The organism is Bradyrhizobium sp. AZCC 1610 (assembly GCF_036924515.1).
In the GTDB taxonomy this organism is placed as follows: domain Bacteria; phylum Pseudomonadota; class Alphaproteobacteria; order Rhizobiales; family Xanthobacteraceae; genus Bradyrhizobium.
Map to the genome: position 1 here is coordinate 309,003 of NZ_JAZHRR010000001.1, position 15,898 is coordinate 324,900.

17 protein-coding genes, 1 tRNA gene and 2 pseudogenes are annotated in these 15,898 nt (G+C 63.7%); 9 read left to right on the forward strand and 11 right to left on the reverse strand.

All coding sequences use genetic code 11. The features are described 5' to 3' along the window. The first annotated feature begins 82 nt into the window (after window positions 1-82). From V1279_RS01505 to V1279_RS01535, 7 genes are all read left to right on the forward strand, one after another. Complete coding sequence (locus tag V1279_RS01505; protein ID WP_334431819.1) at window positions 83-376, forward strand: hypothetical protein; 294 nt, start codon at window positions 83-85, stop codon at window positions 374-376. Between the two features lie 7 nt (window positions 377-383). Then, complete coding sequence (locus V1279_RS01510) at window positions 384-2,033, forward strand: PepSY-associated TM helix domain-containing protein (RefSeq protein WP_334431820.1); 1,650 nt, start codon at window positions 384-386, stop codon at window positions 2,031-2,033. A 498-nt stretch (window positions 2,034-2,531) separates the two neighbouring features. Next, a complete protein-coding gene (gene exbB, locus V1279_RS01515; RefSeq protein ID WP_442894719.1) occupies window positions 2,532-3,284 on the forward strand; it encodes a tonB-system energizer ExbB in 753 nt (250 codons plus the stop codon). Window positions 3,285-3,287: 3 nt separating this feature from the next. Next, complete coding sequence (gene exbD / locus V1279_RS01520; protein WP_334431821.1) at window positions 3,288-3,773, forward strand: TonB system transport protein ExbD; 486 nt, start codon at window positions 3,288-3,290, stop codon at window positions 3,771-3,773. After that, a complete protein-coding gene (locus V1279_RS01525; RefSeq protein WP_334431822.1) occupies window positions 3,770-4,618 on the forward strand; it encodes an energy transducer TonB family protein in 849 nt (282 codons plus the stop codon). Before exbD ends, V1279_RS01525 begins: the two co-directional genes overlap by 4 nt. Further along, entirely contained in the window at window positions 4,618-5,226 is a 609-nt protein-coding gene (locus V1279_RS01530) for an invasion associated locus B family protein (RefSeq protein WP_334431823.1), read from the forward strand. The genes V1279_RS01525 and V1279_RS01530 overlap by 1 nt, the downstream gene beginning before the upstream one ends. Window positions 5,227-5,271: 45 nt before the next feature. Next, window positions 5,272-5,418 (forward strand): hypothetical protein, encoded by a 147-nt coding sequence (locus V1279_RS01535; protein WP_334446756.1) that lies wholly within the window; start codon window positions 5,272-5,274, stop codon window positions 5,416-5,418. A 184-nt stretch (window positions 5,419-5,602) separates the two neighbouring features. On the opposite strand, the gene V1279_RS01540 is transcribed toward V1279_RS01535, so the two are convergent. The 7 genes and pseudogenes from V1279_RS01540 to V1279_RS01570 form a co-directional block, all read right to left on the reverse strand. After that, window positions 5,603-6,556, reverse strand: coding sequence for an MBL fold metallo-hydrolase (locus tag V1279_RS01540; RefSeq protein WP_334431824.1), 954 nt, complete (start codon window positions 6,554-6,556; stop codon window positions 5,603-5,605). A gap of 102 nt (window positions 6,557-6,658) precedes the next feature. After that, window positions 6,659-7,864: an NAD(P)/FAD-dependent oxidoreductase gene (locus V1279_RS01545; RefSeq protein ID WP_334431825.1), complete on the reverse strand. Its 1,206-nt coding sequence runs from the start codon at window positions 7,862-7,864 to the stop codon at window positions 6,659-6,661. Window positions 7,865-7,984: 120 nt separating this feature from the next. Then, window positions 7,985-8,272 carry a hypothetical protein gene (locus tag V1279_RS01550; RefSeq protein WP_334431826.1) on the reverse strand — a complete coding sequence of 96 codons (288 nt, stop codon included), beginning with the start codon at window positions 8,270-8,272 and terminating at the stop codon, window positions 7,985-7,987. A 100-nt stretch (window positions 8,273-8,372) separates the two neighbouring features. Continuing rightward, a complete protein-coding gene (locus V1279_RS01555; RefSeq protein ID WP_334431827.1) occupies window positions 8,373-8,636 on the reverse strand; it encodes a hypothetical protein in 264 nt (87 codons plus the stop codon). A 113-nt stretch (window positions 8,637-8,749) separates the two neighbouring features. Beyond that, window positions 8,750-8,861, reverse strand: a pseudogene (locus V1279_RS01560) (AraC family transcriptional regulator); the annotation flags it as partial. Between the two features lie 18 nt (window positions 8,862-8,879). Beyond that, window positions 8,880-9,542 carry an SDR family NAD(P)-dependent oxidoreductase gene (locus tag V1279_RS01565; protein ID WP_334431828.1) on the reverse strand — a complete coding sequence of 221 codons (663 nt, stop codon included), beginning with the start codon at window positions 9,540-9,542 and terminating at the stop codon, window positions 8,880-8,882. 108 nt (window positions 9,543-9,650) lie between these two features. Then, window positions 9,651-10,607, reverse strand: a complete 957-nt coding sequence (locus V1279_RS01570) for a helix-turn-helix transcriptional regulator (protein WP_334446147.1) — start codon at window positions 10,605-10,607, stop codon at window positions 9,651-9,653. Between the two features lie 489 nt (window positions 10,608-11,096). Here V1279_RS01570 and V1279_RS01575 point away from each other — a divergent pair. After that, window positions 11,097-11,204 (forward strand): annotated as a pseudogene (locus V1279_RS01575) (IS481 family transposase); the annotation flags it as partial. 21 nt (window positions 11,205-11,225) lie between these two features. Here the strand turns inward: V1279_RS01575 and V1279_RS01580 are convergent. Beyond that, complete coding sequence (locus V1279_RS01580) at window positions 11,226-12,728, reverse strand: tyrosine-type recombinase/integrase (protein ID WP_334431829.1); 1,503 nt, start codon at window positions 12,726-12,728, stop codon at window positions 11,226-11,228. A 90-nt stretch (window positions 12,729-12,818) separates the two neighbouring features. After that, window positions 12,819-12,903: transfer RNA gene (locus tag V1279_RS01585), tRNA-Leu, on the reverse strand. A 171-nt stretch (window positions 12,904-13,074) separates the two neighbouring features. Between V1279_RS01585 and V1279_RS01590 the strand changes: the two genes are divergently transcribed. Further along, on the forward strand, window positions 13,075-13,614 hold the full coding sequence (locus V1279_RS01590; RefSeq protein ID WP_334431830.1) for a disulfide bond formation protein B: 540 nt from the start codon (window positions 13,075-13,077) through the stop codon (window positions 13,612-13,614). Window positions 13,615-14,264: 650 nt separating this feature from the next. On the opposite strand, the gene V1279_RS01595 is transcribed toward V1279_RS01590, so the two are convergent. Further along, window positions 14,265-15,350, reverse strand: a complete 1,086-nt coding sequence (locus V1279_RS01595; RefSeq protein WP_442894720.1) for an AbrB family transcriptional regulator — start codon at window positions 15,348-15,350, stop codon at window positions 14,265-14,267. Between the two features lie 141 nt (window positions 15,351-15,491). Beyond that, a complete protein-coding gene (locus V1279_RS01600; RefSeq protein WP_334431831.1) occupies window positions 15,492-15,773 on the reverse strand; it encodes a PsiF family protein in 282 nt (93 codons plus the stop codon). Between the last annotated feature and the right edge of the window lie 125 nt (window positions 15,774-15,898).

Here is a 15,898-nt window from a genome sequence, read left to right on the forward strand (position 1 = left end):
GTGACCCTGCATGTCACGATGGTTTGCCTGTTCGCCTTCCCTTATGTCGCCGCGCTCTGCGGCGTCGAGCGGGCGAACTGACATGGCCAGCGAAATCCACCCCGATTGGTGGGGTAAGGCGAGCGCTGGCGCAATCCTCGGTTTCGGTTTGGCGCTCTCGCTGGTCGGTTTGTATGCCTACCTGGGCCCGGGCGGCATAGACGCTCCGACTGGACGCTACTCGCTGATGCGCCACCTGGAAGCGTTCGTCTGGATCGCGGTGTTCGGCTTCTGCTTCCTGTTTCGCAGCGGTCGCGCGGCTTGGACATGGCTCGGCGCGGCGAACCTGATCGCCTTCGCGGCGCTGTTTGCCTGCCGCTTCTATTTCTTCGCGTGAGGGCAACATGATCCGCGCCGATATCGTCAAGCACTATAAGACAGTCCACACATGGACCGGCATCAGTTGCGGCTTAGCTCTGTTCATCGCCTTTTATGCGGGCGCGCTCACCATGTTTCAGGAGCCGATAGCACGCTGGGCATCGCCGCCTGCCGCAGGTGTCGCTGCGGTTCCTTTGGACGACGCGGGCCGTCTCCTCGAATTGGTCGTCGCCGCCCATCCTGAAGCGCGCAAGGAAGGCATCACGCTGCATTTGCGGGGACATGAGAACGAACCCGCGCGGGTAACTTGGGAAGAAGACGCGGCGCATCAAGAAGGCCAGCCGCACGAGCACGTCCATTGGTGGGCGACGCTAAAACCTGATGGCACGCTGCTGTCGAAGCAGGAGGAGCCGTCCGAACTGGCGGAGTTCATCAATGCAATCCACATGCGCGTCGGGATTCCAGAGCCGTGGGGATCGTATTTCATGGGGGTGGTCTCGCTCCTCTACGGTGTGGCGCTGATCGCCGGCATGATCGTGCTGCTGCCGTCACTCACCAAAGATTTTCTGGCTCTGCGTGTCGGCCATAACCTCAAGCGCATGTGGCTGGACGCGCACAACGTCGTCGGAGTTACAGCACTCCCGTTTCACCTTGTGATGGCGGTGACCGCAACGGCATGGGGCTTCGGCGGCCCGCTCTGGTCCGCGCAAGAGAGCGTGATCTTCGGTGGCAGGCAAAAGGTCGTGATGAAACGCGATTTCGAGCGGTGGACCGCGCCTAACCCCACCGGGGAAGCGGATGTAATGATGGCGCCCGGGCAATTGCTTCAACGCTTGCACGCTCAGGTGCCCGATTTTGAGCCTAAGGTCATGGTCTTCAAGAATTTCGGAGATAAAGCCGCTGCCGTGAGATTCGTAGGAGCCGAGCGCGGCTATGTTGGGCATACAAGCTTCGGAGGCGTCATGCTCAGCGCCGTGACCGGCAATCTCATCAAGGATAATCGTGCATCGCGCCAAGACCCGGACCGGCGAGCGTCGACAACAATCTTCGCCCTCCATACAGGGGAGTATGGCGGGATCACGATCACATGGGCCTATTTCTTCCTCGGATTTTCCGGGGCATGGCTGTTCTATTCGGGCAATCTGCTGTGGATAGAGACGCGGCGGAAGAACGCTCGCAAGGGCGGCGAGGTCGAGCAATCGCGCTCGACCCGACTGCTCGGCAGCGCGACCGTAGGCGTCTGCCTCGGCTGCGTCGCAGGCATCTCGCTCACCATCGTCGCGGCCAAATGGCTGCACGGCCGCGTCGCCGATCTCAATGCGTGGCACGCATATATCTACTACGCCGTGTTCCTCGGTTCGGTCGCATGGGCCTTCGCATGGGGTGCGGCGCGCTCGGCCGTGCATCTGCTGTGGCTGTGCGCTGCCGCGACGATGTCGATCCCGCTGACGACTGCACTGGCGCTGCTGTTCCCGGCGCTGGGCATGTGGGCGCATAGCAGTGCGGCAACCATTGGCGTCGATGTTGTCGCTGTTATCGGCGCGTTCTGCTTCGCCCGGATGGCGATCGCCACCACACGCCGGATCAGGAGCGGTCCCGCCGACAGCATCTGGTCCATCCGCAAGGCCAATGGCCGCACGGTGTCGCAAGAGGCTGCCGTGATCCCGGCGGAATGACCATGCACGGGCCCACAGCCAGGGCCTGCGCGCCGAAACTGAAAAGGCATGTCAACAAGCTTCCCGACCGGGAGGTGCGCCGCAAGCCAGCCAGCTCCGGACCTCCAGAGCAAGCCAGCCAGCGGATGCTTCCCCAACAGAAAGAGCCAGGAATGAAGCGTGCCTCTGAAGCAGCATTAGGAAGAATGCCGATCCGAAAGATTGCGCGCGTCGTGCTCGCGTCGCTGCTTATGTTTGCAAGCGTGTCCGGCCCCCTGCGCGCGCAGGAGCAACAACCGCAACAGCAACCGGCTGCGGCGCCTCAGCCACCGGCGGTATCTGCGCCACCTGCGCCGACCGCTGATCCAGCACCCGCTCCGCCTGCATCGGCCGCACCGGGCGGACCTCTCGCTGGAGTGTCTGCGGCCGATCCGTTGACAGAACCGCCGGCCGCCACACCGCCGGCGACGACGGCGCCGCGCAACACTGCCGCACGACCTGTCGCCGTGGGGCATGTTCATGCAGGCCGACATCGTCGTGAAGGCGGTGATGGTGGGGCTCGCCTTCGCCTCGCTCGTGACCTGGACGGTCTGGCTCGGCAAAGGCCTCGAACTGGCCGGTGCCAAGCGCAAGGCAAGGAGTGCAACCCGCAAGCTGCAACGCGCCGATAGTCTCACCGAGGCGACGCGCGAGATCGATGCGGGCTGGACCCGGTCGGGACCTGTGGCCGATCTTGTTCATGCGGCTGCCCGCGAGTTGAAGCGCTCGCCCGACCTGTCGGCCGAGGGCGTGAAAGAGCGGCTTGCGATCGCCTTGTCACGGATCGAGGCGAGCGCTGGCCGCAGCATGACGCGCGGCACGGGCCTGCTGGCGACGATCGGTGCGACGGCACCGTTCGTCGGCCTGTTTGGGACGGTCTGGGGCATCATGAACTCGTTCATCGGCATCAGCTTGAGCAAGACCACAAACCTCGCGGTCGTCGCGCCTGGCATTGCCGAGGCATTGCTGGCGACCGCAATCGGCCTCGTCGCCGCGATCCCAGCCGTCATCATCTACAACGTGTTCGCACGCGCTATCGCTGGCTACCGCGCGCTTCTGTCCGATGCCTCGGGCGAAGTCCTGCAGCACCTCTCGCGCGATCTGGAAAGGCACGCCAGGGTCGACGCTGCAGGTCATGCCGCAGCGACGCATTCGCGTCCTTCCGTCGATGAGCGCGCGGTTCCTGTCGATCAGCTGCCCCGCGCTGCGACGGCGCGCCGTTCGGGGGAGTAAGCTATGGCCGTCACGCTCAAGGACCCGCAGGACGGCGACCTCACCGAGGTCAGCGACATCAATGTCACACCGTTCATCGACGTGATGCTCGTCCTGCTCATCATCTTTATGGTCGCCGCGCCGCTGTCCACGGTCGATGTCGCCGTGGATTTACCCGTCTCCAACGCCCAGCAGCAGCCGCGGCCGGACAAGCCGGTGTTCCTGACGGTCAAGTCCGACCTGACGCTGGCGCTCGGCAATGAGGACATCCCGCGTAGTGGGTTGCGGGCCACACTCGACCAGCAGACCAACAACGACCGCGAGCAGCGCATCTTCGTCCGCTCTGACGGTGCCGTAGCCTATCGCGAGCTCATGAACGTCATGAATTTGTTGAGACAGGCGGGGTACTTGAAGATCGCATTGGTCGGTCTCGAAGATGTCGGGCAGGTGATCGGGCCCGGCACGCTGCCCGCGGCGCCCTCTCGAGCGGCAGGGCCGCCGCAGCCATGATCGACTGGCGTGATCCCGATGGGCGGCCCGAGCGGAAGATCACGGCGCTCTCCGTGCTGCGCTGGACCACGGCTGCGACGCTTGTGCTTGCCGTGCACGGCGGGGCGGCGTGGATGGCGCTGAATTGGAAACCGGCGGAGGCGGCAGGAGAGCCGCCACCCGCCGTGATGATCGAGCTTGCTCCGCTGGCCGTCGCGCCGGAAGCGCCGCCGCAGGACGTCGCACCCGGTCCGCAGATGACGGAGGCGCAAACCGAGCTCAAGCCCGAGGAACCGAAGAAACCAGTCGAAGACCCCGAGGAGAAGCCGGACGCCGTCGTACAAGAGCTCGAGAAGCCGATCGAGAAGCTGCCTGAGAAACCCAATGCGGACGCGGTGCTCAGCCCTACACCGCAGCCGCCGCAACCCGATCCGGTCAAGAAGCCACCGCCCAAGGCGGTCGAGAAGAAAAAGCCGATCGACCCGAAGAAGACGCGCGCACCGCAGACCACGGCGCCGCCGACCTCGCAGGCCCAGCGCGCCGATCGCGCGGCCGCGCCCAACGCCAATGCCTCGCTCGATCCCTCGATGTCGCCGGCGTCCTGGCGTGGCTCCCTGATGGCGCATCTCAACCGTCACAAGCGCTTCCCGCCGGGCGCCGCCGGCACCGGCACCGTCACTGTCGCCTTCATGATCGACCGTTCGGGCCGTGTGCTCAGCGCGCGCCTCGTTCGCGGCTCCGGCGATGCCGCCCTCGATGCCGAAGCCGTCGCGCTGCCGCGCCGCGCGAGCCCGGTGCCCGCGCCACCGCCCAATGTCGGCGGCGGCTCCGTCACGCTCGCCGTTCCGATCAGGTTCAACCGATAATGTCCCGCAAACCCATCTCGTTGACGGCTCTCTCCCTTGTCGCCGTCGTGCTAACCGTGGTGATAAACGCGGCCTTGGCGCAGCAGGCGACACCCACACCGCGTCTCGGCCGAGGCCAGGCCCCGACCGTGCAACAGCCGGCTGCGCCCGCTGCGACGCTGCCGAACGGCGCATCTTCGATCAACGAGACTTACGGCGACTGGACGGTCGATTGCCGGATCGCCGACGGCCAGAAGCAATGTCTTCTGTCGCAAGCCCAGGGCAACAATCAATCCGGCCAGCGCATCTTCGCGATCGAGCTGCATCCGCCTGCGGACGGCAAGACCGAAGGCACGATCCTGATGCCGTTCGGGCTCAATCTCGACAGCGGCGCGATCCTCAAGCTCGACGACAGGGACCTCGGCAAAGGGCTGCGTTTCTCGACTTGCGTACCCCAGGGTTGCCTGCTGCCCGTGAGCTTCCCGACCGTGGCGACTGACGCGATTCGCAAGGCAGGAAAGCTCGTCGTCGCATCTCTCAATCTGTCCAGCGGGGACGCCGTCACCTTCAACGTGTCGTTGAACGGTTTCGGCGCCGCGCTCGACCGAACGAGCCAACTCGCGAGGTAAAGCCACCAGTCCGTCATCCGATCAAGAAGCCGAAGGGAGGCTCGTATGCAAAACACCGTTGAGATGTTCGCTCGAAAACCCCTGCCGCGGCCGGCGCCGAAGCCGCCGCGGCGAACCCGACGAAGTCTGCTGGCGCGGCTGCCCACGCTCGAACGCTTCTGGGCCTCCGCCTGCCGGATGAGCGCATCCTGAAGCGGGATCTCCGCATCGACAGTATTCGCGGTTGAAGAACCGATATGGCCCAGACGGGAAAGCTGGATTCGTCAGCGGCATGGCGAACGCGCTCGCGCACGCAAGTCTCGTGTTTCATTGGCGTAACTCCTGATCGTTTTTGATGGGAGCGGGGCCACGCTTGCGGCCCCGACCTTACAAGCGGTCAGTAGTCCCACCAGGCCGGTACCCAACGAAAGACGTCGCCGGCGGCCGCCACCCGGCCGATGGATGGGAACGGCATGTGAGTCGCCGCCAGTAGCCCGCCGGTCGCCGCCAGCTCCCGCAAAAGACGGAGTCGGACGCGGATCGCCTCCTCGGGGTCGTGTTCGAAGCCGTTGTGCCAGTCGGGGTGGTCGAACGAGACCGGGAATAAGGCGTCGCCAGCGAACATCAGCCGGTCGCCGCCGGACGCCAGGCGGACCACGCTGTGCCCGGGGGTGTGGCCGCCTGTGCGACTGACGACAACGCCCGGCGCCACCTCGTACTCCTCCTCGAACGGCCGCAACTGGCTGCGGTACTCGTTCAAGAACCGCGTGGCGGCCGACCGAGCCACGTCCGCAAGCGCCGGCGGCATGGCGGTGCGGGAGAAATCGGGTGACGCCCAGAACTTGACCTCCGCGGCAGACACGTGGATCCGCAGATCCGGCCGAAGCCGGTCCTTCACCCCGTCGACGAGCAGTCCTCCAACGTGGTCAAAGTGCATGTGGGTCAGCACCACGTCGGTCACCGACCCAAGATCGATGCCGGCGGCCTCCAGTCGCAGGCCCAACTGCCCCGCCCGCGGAAAGTCCGGGTACTCCGCCCCTAGCCCGCTGTCGATGAGGATGGTCTGGCCGCCACTACGCACCACGACCTCGTTCAGCGCCCAATCGAACGCGTCCCGCGACAGGAACATGTTGTCCAGCCAGGCCCCCCGGACGGCCGGGTCGGCGTTGGTCGCCATGGACTCGGATGGCGGAGTGAGCACCCCATCGCTGATCACCAGCACGTCAATCTCACCGACCCGCAGCGCATAGCGCGACGGAACCAGCTCGTTGGGCACCGGTCTACCGGTGTGTGCGATGTTATCCAGGCTCATGTTTCTCTCCTGCTGAGTGTTCCGGATCATCTGATTCATTTTAGGACTCCTGTGCTCTATGTGACGTTCGATCTTGGTGCTGGATTTCTGGGTGGGTCGCGCTTCACGCGTGGGAAGCGCAGCCGATGCTTAGTGTGGTATTCAGAGATCGGTGACCCGCTCCGGATCGGCCGAGGCGAGCGCAGCGGCGCGCTCGGCTTTCGGCGGATAGATCCAGACGGTGTTGATCTCCTGCTTGGTCTTCTTGGCGACGTCGCCCACCAACTCCACCTTTCGCTCCCAGCCCCGCGTGAATAGCGCGCCGGCTTCGCCGAGATCGAGACAGGTGACGTAGGTCTTCTGGTGGTAGGGCCGGGTCGGAACGCCGAGGAGCTCGGCTGCGGCGTTGTTGCCGGCAAAGGCGCCCATCCGCGTGGCGTGCTGGCACGACATCAGCGCATAGTTGCCGTCGTCGTCGCAGGCGGCACGGGCCGCATCGCCGGTGGCGAAGACGCCCTGGACGCCCGGCACGCGCAAACAGCGATCGACCAGCAGGCGGCCGAAATTGTCACGTTCGGCCGGGATTTGCTGGGTCAACGGGGCAGCGCGAATGCCGGCCGCCCAGATCACGGTCTCCGTCTCGATGTGCTCGCCGTTTGAAAGCGTGACGCCGGACTTGTCCAGCGAGGCGACGCCGGCGCCGAGCCGGGTTTCCACGCCCACCTTCTGCAGGGCTTCCTCGATGACGGGGCGGGGGCCTTCGCCCATATCGGGGGCGATCGCCGGGTTGCGTTCGACGATGATGACGCGCGGCTTGGCATTCTTGCCGAGGATCTCGCGAAGCCGCGTCGGCATTTCGGTGGCCGCTTCAATGCCGGTGAAACCGCCGCCGGCAACGACGACCGTGTCGCGTCCGTTCATTGCCGGCCGATCGGCCAGGCGTTGCAGGTGTTTGTCGAGCGCAACTGCGTCATCGAAGTTGTCGACGCTAAAACCGTGTTCGGCAAGGCCGGGGATGTTCGGACGGAACAGCCGGCTGCCGGTGGCCACCACGAGGCGGTCGTAGGAGAGCGTCTTTCGCGTGCCCTTCGCCGTTGCGATCTGCACCATGCGCGACTTGGTGTCGATCGTCTCGGCGCTGCCTTGCACGTAGACGACGTCGATGGCCTTGAGGACATCGAGCAGCGGCGCGGTGAGGGTTTCGGGGTTCGGTTCGTAAAGCCGCGGACGGACCACCAGCGTCGGCTCTGGTGCAACCAGCGCGATCTCGAACTCCTCGGGCAATGCGCCCTGGATGTCGCGCAGGCGCGCAGCGGAAAGGGCGGCGTACATGCCGGCGAAGCCGGCGCCGATGATGACTAGTCGCATGTGATTTTCTCCTCTGGTTTGATCTTCTCGGGCACAGGCGCGTCACCGCCGCCGCTGCTCAAGTCGCGGCAAGCCTCGTGCGGTCGACGACGCGATTACGTGAAACGAAAGCGCCAGCTCTTACGGAGCGGTGCAGCCGGGCGTTGACGAACCCGGCGGCCAGCCGTGGCGAAAAACAATCGGCCGGGCAGAGCTCAGTCGCCAGTCCTGGTAGGGGAGCTGGGCGCCGTTCCCGGCCATGATGGAAATCACGGAATGAGCCCTTTGCGCGGGTTGTGGAATTTCCACTTCCTCGCCTGCGGCTGAAGTGAAGCGAACCGCCAACGAAAGTCCGTAGACGAGGGCGGTCGCGAGGCATTTCCGTCGTAATATGATTGCATCTCGGTTGACGAAGTTGTCCCAGGCCATTGTCTGTCTCCGTCGATTGCTGGTGTGACATGGTAATGATCTAGCCGATCAGGCCTGCAACTGCGCCAGAGCGATTGCCGTACCTAGCGAGCTATTGCTGCTAACGCATGCGCTCACGCCAATCGCTTGGGGCAGAATCGAATCTTGGCCAAGGCTGATGCTTGGCGCGCCATTTCGGACCGGGGCCACGCATGTAGTGCAGTTCGGGCCGGTAGCTGTCGCGTATATCCATAACCAGGTTGTGAACGACGCCGGCGAAGTCGGAGACTGTCTCGGCCGTCTTGCTGGCAAAACCAGACATCGCGGACCAGCGCGCAGAGGCCGGCGCGATCGCAGAGGGGCTGACGATGCTTTTCCAGATCATCTTTTTCTCCATCCGGTTGGATGTGGGAACTGTGATGATCTAGCGGATAGGAGCTGCGGCTGCGCCAGAGCGATTGCCGTACCTGTAGAGCGATTGCTGTTAACGCCTGCGCTCCGCCAATCGCTCGCTTTGCCCGGTCAGCTTTCCGAGCGCCGCAGCGAAAGCGGTCTGCGACGAATGGCCAAGCGCGGCCGCAATCGAAACGATGGATTCGTCGGTAGCACGTTCATCGCTTCTCTGGTGTCATGCGCTCGCGGGGGCGTAGTTCGTTTCGGCGGTCCAGGAATCCTTCGGTTGGCTGTACAGACACCAGAAGTGTTCGGCCACTGATGAGGCCTCCTTCGATTCCGGGGAAACAAAGGTGCAGACAGTCACTGTTGCGACGTGAATTCCCTTTTCCCGGAACGGCTCGAAAAGTCCGTGAGCCAAAGCGCGAATACCCGCCTTGCCGATGCTGATCGAAAGATAGTCCGGGCTGGGTGCCAGTGCGAAGCCACCTCCCGTCAGCAGGATCGCACCGGACTTTTGCTCTTCCATCTTCGGAGCGACAGCCTGAGCGGCGACAAGCGCCCCTCCGATGTTCACGGCGAGATCATCATTGAAGCTGTCGCGCGGCTGCTCAGAGAGGGTCGCCTTGCGCGCGGATGCGGCGTTGTAGTGCAACACGTCGATTGAGCCGTGCTGCTTCTGAACTTCCGCGACCAGTTCCGCGACGCCCTTCGGATCGATCGAGTCCACTTTGCGAGCGTTTGCCCTGTAGCCCTTTTTTACCATCTTTTCAGCCAGCTCTTGCGTCTTGGCGATGCTCCGAGCGGCCAAAACCACCTGGAAACCTTCCTTGGCAAAGCGTTCGGCGGTCGCGAAACCGATCCCCGGGCCCGTTCCGATGCTGAGAAATGTCTTCATCTCCTGTTTCCTTTCGATGCTGCACTTGAGATCGGTTATGGCATCTTTGCCGAAATCATCCGCCCGTTGCCGGGAAACATCGCTTCTCGCCACGGGCGAAGAAGATGTTCACCGCATGCGTCTTCGCCAATCGCTCGGGGTTTCACCGGTCAGCTTTCGGAACGCCGCGGCAAAAGCGGTCTGGGAGGAATAGCCAAGCGCGGTTGCGACCGAGACGACTGACACATCGGTGTCGCGCAGCATGTTCATGGCCTGCTCGAGCCGGTGCTGGCGCAGCCAGGCATGCGGTGAGAGCCCGGTGCTTTCCTTGAATGCACGGCAGAAGTGGAAGCGCGACAGACCGGCATCGGACGCCAGCGCCGCGAGTGAGACGTCCGCATCGCTGTCCGAACGCAGCCGTTCGATGGCGCGGCCCAGCACTCTGGGCGATAGCCCGCCCATGATCGGCCGGAACGTTGCAGGTGAGCCGGTGTGCGCCGCGAGGAGGCGCGTGGCCAGAAGATCCGTCAGTTGGTGCCTGAACAGCGCGTCCAACGCCGCGCTGCCTTCGAGGGCGTCGGCCGCGCTCAGCAGCAATCGGGATGTAATGGGGTCGGGATGCGCCGTTCGCTCCACAAGATCGCCGGGAGTGCTTGTGCCAGCTTCGTGGGCAATGCGCTTGAGCGTTGTCAGCGGAAGGTAAAGCTGAACGACACTCAAGGGTTGGTAAATGTCCCATCGTGAGCTTGAGCCGGCCGGAATGACCGTCACGGTTGCGGGACGCGTCATTCCATTCACAAACGTTTTCCCGTCGCGGCGCTCGAACCGCACCGGCTCGGCAGGGAAAGCCATGATGACGTGATCGGCCATCGGCCGGACGACGTCGTGCAGGGGATCATGCCTCCAGAAGGTGATCGCGCCGCTGGACGAGTCCGACGCCATGCTTAAGGGTCTCGTCTTGAGCACCCTGGTCATCTCCGCATCGGCAGGACCTCGCTCGGTGATCGTCAGGCCGCGCTGGGGCGTCTCGGAAATGTCCGGCTCATTCTTCTGCGGAAGATCGCGCGTCACTGGCTTGTAACTCATGGACCTGTCCTCGCATTGAGAGACATTTCCGAGAGACATTTCGCTTACTGCCGCTAGCGCATGCGGCGCCGCCAATCGCTCGGGGTCTCGCCGGTCATTTTCCTGAAGGCCGCCGCGAAGGCAAGGATTGGATTGCAGCTCATAGACCTGTCTCGCCGTTGAGAAGCATTTCGTTTGAGCGTTCGGTGCGCGTTTTACGCGCTGTAAAGTCGCGCTCAATAAATGCGCAAGGTCGCCTTCTGCCGACGAACGAGGCAATCGACGGCCCCAAGTACTTGTGATGAGTAGCAAGGCTGTGAATGGACAACCGCACTGACGCTATTTCAGTAAGCTATTGAGCGTGTTTTCAAAAAATTGCAGCGACCAAAGTCTCCTAGACGGCCGTTCGCTGATGGCGGAGCTGATACCCCACGGGCGCGGCGACGACCCAGCTCCGCGCAACACGGATGAGGTCGACGCGTATGCTACAGGCGGGCGCCTTCGGCGCGAAGCTCGGGCCTGACGGTCGAGCGCGTCATGACCGATAACGGCTCGTGCTACAAATCCTTTGCTTTCCAGAAGGCCTGCAGGCGCCTCGGCCCCAAGCACATCCGCACCACCAGCCTGATGATAGGCGACTCAAGCCTCCGCTCTTCCCTTGATCGGCATCACCTTCTTGGGATCGAGCCAGTGGTCGATTCGATCAGCCCAATGCTGCATCAGCTTCGTGCGCGAGCCGATCAGCGCGAGCGGTCCGTGCTTCTTGTAGAGACCTTCCACAGTAGAGTTATCGAGATGCGCGAGCTGCAGCTCGATGACATCGCCATCCCATGCCTTAGCGTCCTTGATCTCTTCGTGGTGAGACAGGGTCGAGAACGTGGTCCGGAATCCGTGGGCACAATGGTCAGTCTTGGTGTCAATGCCAAGCAGCCGCAAGCGTTTGTTGAGCGTGTTGTTTGATAGCGGCGCGTCCTTCGAGCAGGAAAACGCGTACCGGCGATGCCCGGTCAGATTCTGAACGCTGCGCAGGATTGCTACTGCCTGCCGTGACAAAGGCACGACATGGTCCCAACCGGTTTTCATTTTGGCGGCTGGAATAGTCCAGCGTTCGGCATCCCAATCGACCTCGCTCCACTCCATTTCATTGACCATGCCGGGGCGGGGAATGGTCAGCGCATCGAAGCGCAAGGCAAGGCCAACAACGTCACTAAACCTCGCTCTCGTCCACGGTGCGCTGATGAGCTTGAACACGCGCGTCACGTCGCGTGGTTCGGTGACGCCGGGACGCGGCGTCGAAATGTTGGCAATCATCTGCCCATTCAGGTTGCGGAATGGATTGTAGCCGTCGCCTTCGACATCGGCATAGTCGCAGATTTGCTCACCGATGCTGCGCACGCGGTCGCGGGTTTCCAGCTTTCCCTCGGCTTCGTATGAACGCATGAACGCGAGCACGTCCGGACGCTTGATGTCCTGCCTGCACAGCTTGCCGAAACGAGCCTTGACGTAGCCGACGCGCAGCTCGAGCACCTCGATGGTCTTGGGGTCGCGCACCGCGACGATCCTGCCGCGTTTGACTTTCTCCACTTTCTTCTTCGCGAGCCACTCGTCGGCCCATTGCTCGAAAGGCCGGGCTGCCGCCTGCCTGTGCTTGTCGAGCTGCTTCTCGGTGCTCGGGTCTTTGCCTTCCTTGAGCAGGTCTTTCGCCTTGTCGCGGTCGCGCCGCGCGTCGGCGAGCGAGAATGTGCCATCCTTGCCGTTGCCGTAAGGGCCGATGGAGTAGGTTTTCTGACGGCTATGGAAGCGGTAGCTCATCCGCCACAGCTTGGAGGCCGCGTTACCTGGTCTGCTCTTGTCCGGCGTGACGAAGAGATAGAGACCGCCGCCAGTCACATCCGAAATCTTGGTGGGGCTCCACGCGCCGTTGTCGAATTTCGGTCGGGCGGCGCGGCAGTCGACGTCAGTCCTGATCTGCTTGGGGTTGGCGCACGCGCCGTCGTTCTTGCGGGCCATCTGCTCAATTCCTTCGTTCGGAATAGCGAAAGTCGCCGTGAACGTTTGTTCTCCCGATACCAACACGATACCAACAAAAATGCCAACAAATCGGACGGCTGGGATCGCATGAGAACAAACGGTGACGAACACCGATGTACGCGGAAGTGCCTATTTTTCAAGGGTTTCCGAGCACTGCGCGAACGGTTGCGGACGCTTTAGAACGGGCTTGAACAGCCTTGTTGGTGCCCCTGGCCGGAATCGAACCAGCACTCCTTGCGGAACTCGATTTTGAGTCGAGCGCGTCTACCAGTTCCGCCACAGGGGCCTTCGGTCGCGGGCCGGGAGGCCGGTGCGGCGAAGCCGGCGGAATATAGCGGGCGGCGCTTCCGGGTCAACCCGCGCTGAAGTGATTGTGGTGCGTCTCGACACCTCGGCGGTGGCGGGATAGGAGGCTGATGCCTAATTTGAGCATGGACCTATGCTCCGGAGAACGTCCGTGACATCTGAAGCCGCCCAATCCCGGCCAGTGCGCCATGCCGCCGATCCGGCGGCCGTCGCGGCGCTGGCGATTGCGGCTGTCGCGGCCGCGACGCTGGCGGGCGCCTGGTTCTTCGAGCTCGTGCTGGATATCCGTCCCTGTCCGCTCTGCCTCGAACAGCGCTACGCCTATTATCTGGCCCTGCCGCTCGCCCTGGTGGTGGCGTTTGCCGCTTCGCGCGGGGCGCCGCGGCCGATGCTGCTGGCCGGGTTTGCGGTGCTGTTGCTCGCAGCGTTAGCCAATGCCTGGCTCGGCGGCTATCACGCCGGCGTCGAGTGGCAGTTCTGGCAGGGCCCGACCGATTGCTCCGGCCCCATCGCCGATCTCGGCAGCGCCGGCACGCTGCTGCAGCGGCTCGACAGCGTCAAGGTGATCCGCTGCGACGAGGTGCAATGGCGCTTCCTCGGCCTCTCGCTTGCCGGCTACAACGCGCTGATCTCGCTGGCGATGGCGGCGATCGCCGTGTGGGGCATCGTGTCGGCCAAGCGGGCCGCGTAGGCCGGGCGCTTCCAGCCGTCATTGCGAGCGCAGCGAAGCAATCCACGTCTCCGCAAGTTGCGCTATGGATTGCTTCGCTGCGCTCGCAATGACGATGTTGAGACGGTGGCTGCGACAAACTGGCACGACAGGCAAATCAGTCAAAACCTGTCCAGCCCCTCGCACAAAAATATTCCGCTTTCGTTCTCACCCAAATCATCGGCATAACTCCGCCCGTCTCACGGCAGATGAGGGGCGCTTCGCGATCGTCACGAACGTGCGGTGAGATGCGGTGGACGCAGATGGCGCGCTAGACGTACGCGCCTTAAGCGTACGGCGAAGTCGTGTGGTTCGGGCGCCGCGGTGCTGGCGCTAAGTTGGCGGGAAGTGTCCCGCCGGCGACGGAGGCAAAAGAGCCGTTCTCCGGGAAGAGCACGAAGTAAGCCGTAAAGCCATTGCGCAGGGAAGGCCGGAATGCTCCCGCTGCCCTGTATGCTCGTGTGCACTTTTGTTTGCGCAAATCGCACACGGGACCGCGGGTGCAGCAAGCACCCGGTCTTCCCTGCGCCCTCTGATCAAGAGGGCGGGAAGTTGATAGCAAACCTCGGGCGCAACGCGCCGCGAGATCGCGAAGTCATATCCTACGAAATCCGCTTGCAATGCCGGCCACCCTAATCGTCCACATCCTCCTGCGGACGGCCGAACAGATGAATGATCCCCGGCGTGGTAATCGAGACGAACACGAAGCGCGACAGATGATGGGCGCCGACGAAAATCGGATCGATATGCAGCGTGAGCGCCAGAGCCAGCATGGCGTCCATCGCGCCCGGTGCAAAGGCGACCACGACGTCGGCGAAGCGCACGTTGGTGGCCAGCAGAATCACGGTGACGAAAATGGCGGAGATGAGAATCGCGACGGCGAACGAGCCGAGCCCGGCATTGATGTGGCTGAGCAGCGTCGACTTGCTGATCCGCGCGAACCGCGTGCCGATCACGGCGCCGATGCCGACCAGCGCCACGCCGCGCATCCAGGGCGGCAGGCCGCCCTCGATCAGGCCGGTGCCGTGCAGCACGGCGGAGGCGATCATCGCGCCGAACATCCAGCTCGCCGGAAATTTGGCCAGCCGCAGCAGCAGCGCGACGGCGATGGCCGCGGCGGCCAGCACAGCGAGTTCGAGCGGCGAGGCGATAAGGCTGGCCACCTCTACCGGCGCCGTCGGCGCAATCCCGGTAAACGCCAGCACCAGCGGCAGCGCGGCGGTCAGGATGATCACGCGCATGGTCTGCACCACGGCGATCGCGGCGACATCGGCGCCCTTCTCGGCGGCGAGCATGGTGATCTGCGACAGCGCGCCGGGGCTGCCGGCGAGCAGCGCCGAGGTCTGGTCCCAGCCGTGCACGCGCTGCAGATAGAAGCTCGAGCCGAAGGTCGAGCAGAATGTCGCCAGCGCCAAGAGGCCGATGGTCAGCGGATAGGCGCTCATGTGCTGGATCAGTTGCCGCGACACCAGCGAGCCCAGCGTGATGCCGAGCAGCACCAGCACGGTCTGCGTCAGGATCGGCGGCATGGTGACCGGTCGCCCCGCCAGTGCGGCGATGCCGACGGCGGCCATCGCGCCGGAGATCAGCCCGCCCGGCAGGTTAAGCCACTGAAACAGCAGGCCGCCGGCGGCGCCGATGACGAGCGTCTCGAGCGTGCCGAAAATTTTGGCGCGGTCGGCAACGGCGGAGGAAAACGAAGCGGGGATCAGGCTCACGCCGCCTTATGGCAAATCCGCCATCGACGTACAAATGCGCCACGCGATTGCAGCAATGCGCGGCGGCGGCGGCGATGGCCCGTCGGCGTCATAAAAAATGCGGAAGGTCCCGCTACGGTCCTCACGCAGGAGGGCGGGCGGTTACTTCGCCTTTTCGGCGGCGGCCTTCTTGCACTCGGAGCGGAATTTCCTGCGTTCCTTGCCGTGAAGCCCCTTGGCATCGGCTTCCTTCGAACATTCGAGCGAGGCGGCAGTGCGCGGCTTCCCGGCCTTCTTTTCCGCCGGCGCCTTGGTTTCGGTCTTGGTCGCCTCGGTCTTGGTCGTCTCGGTCTTGGCCGGAGCCGTGGTCTGTGCGGACGCGGCGCCCATCAACAGAAGGGAAGCCACGGCGGTCGCGGCGGCAAGGGAGGAGATCTTCGTCATGGGGCACCTCGGATTGAAAACCAGGGCGCAACCGTCGCGCTGCGATACTGAACCACAGGTGAATGAAGCTGAACGGGTCGCCACAAAAATTTTACCGGAGGATCGTTCTGCACGTTGCCGCAAGC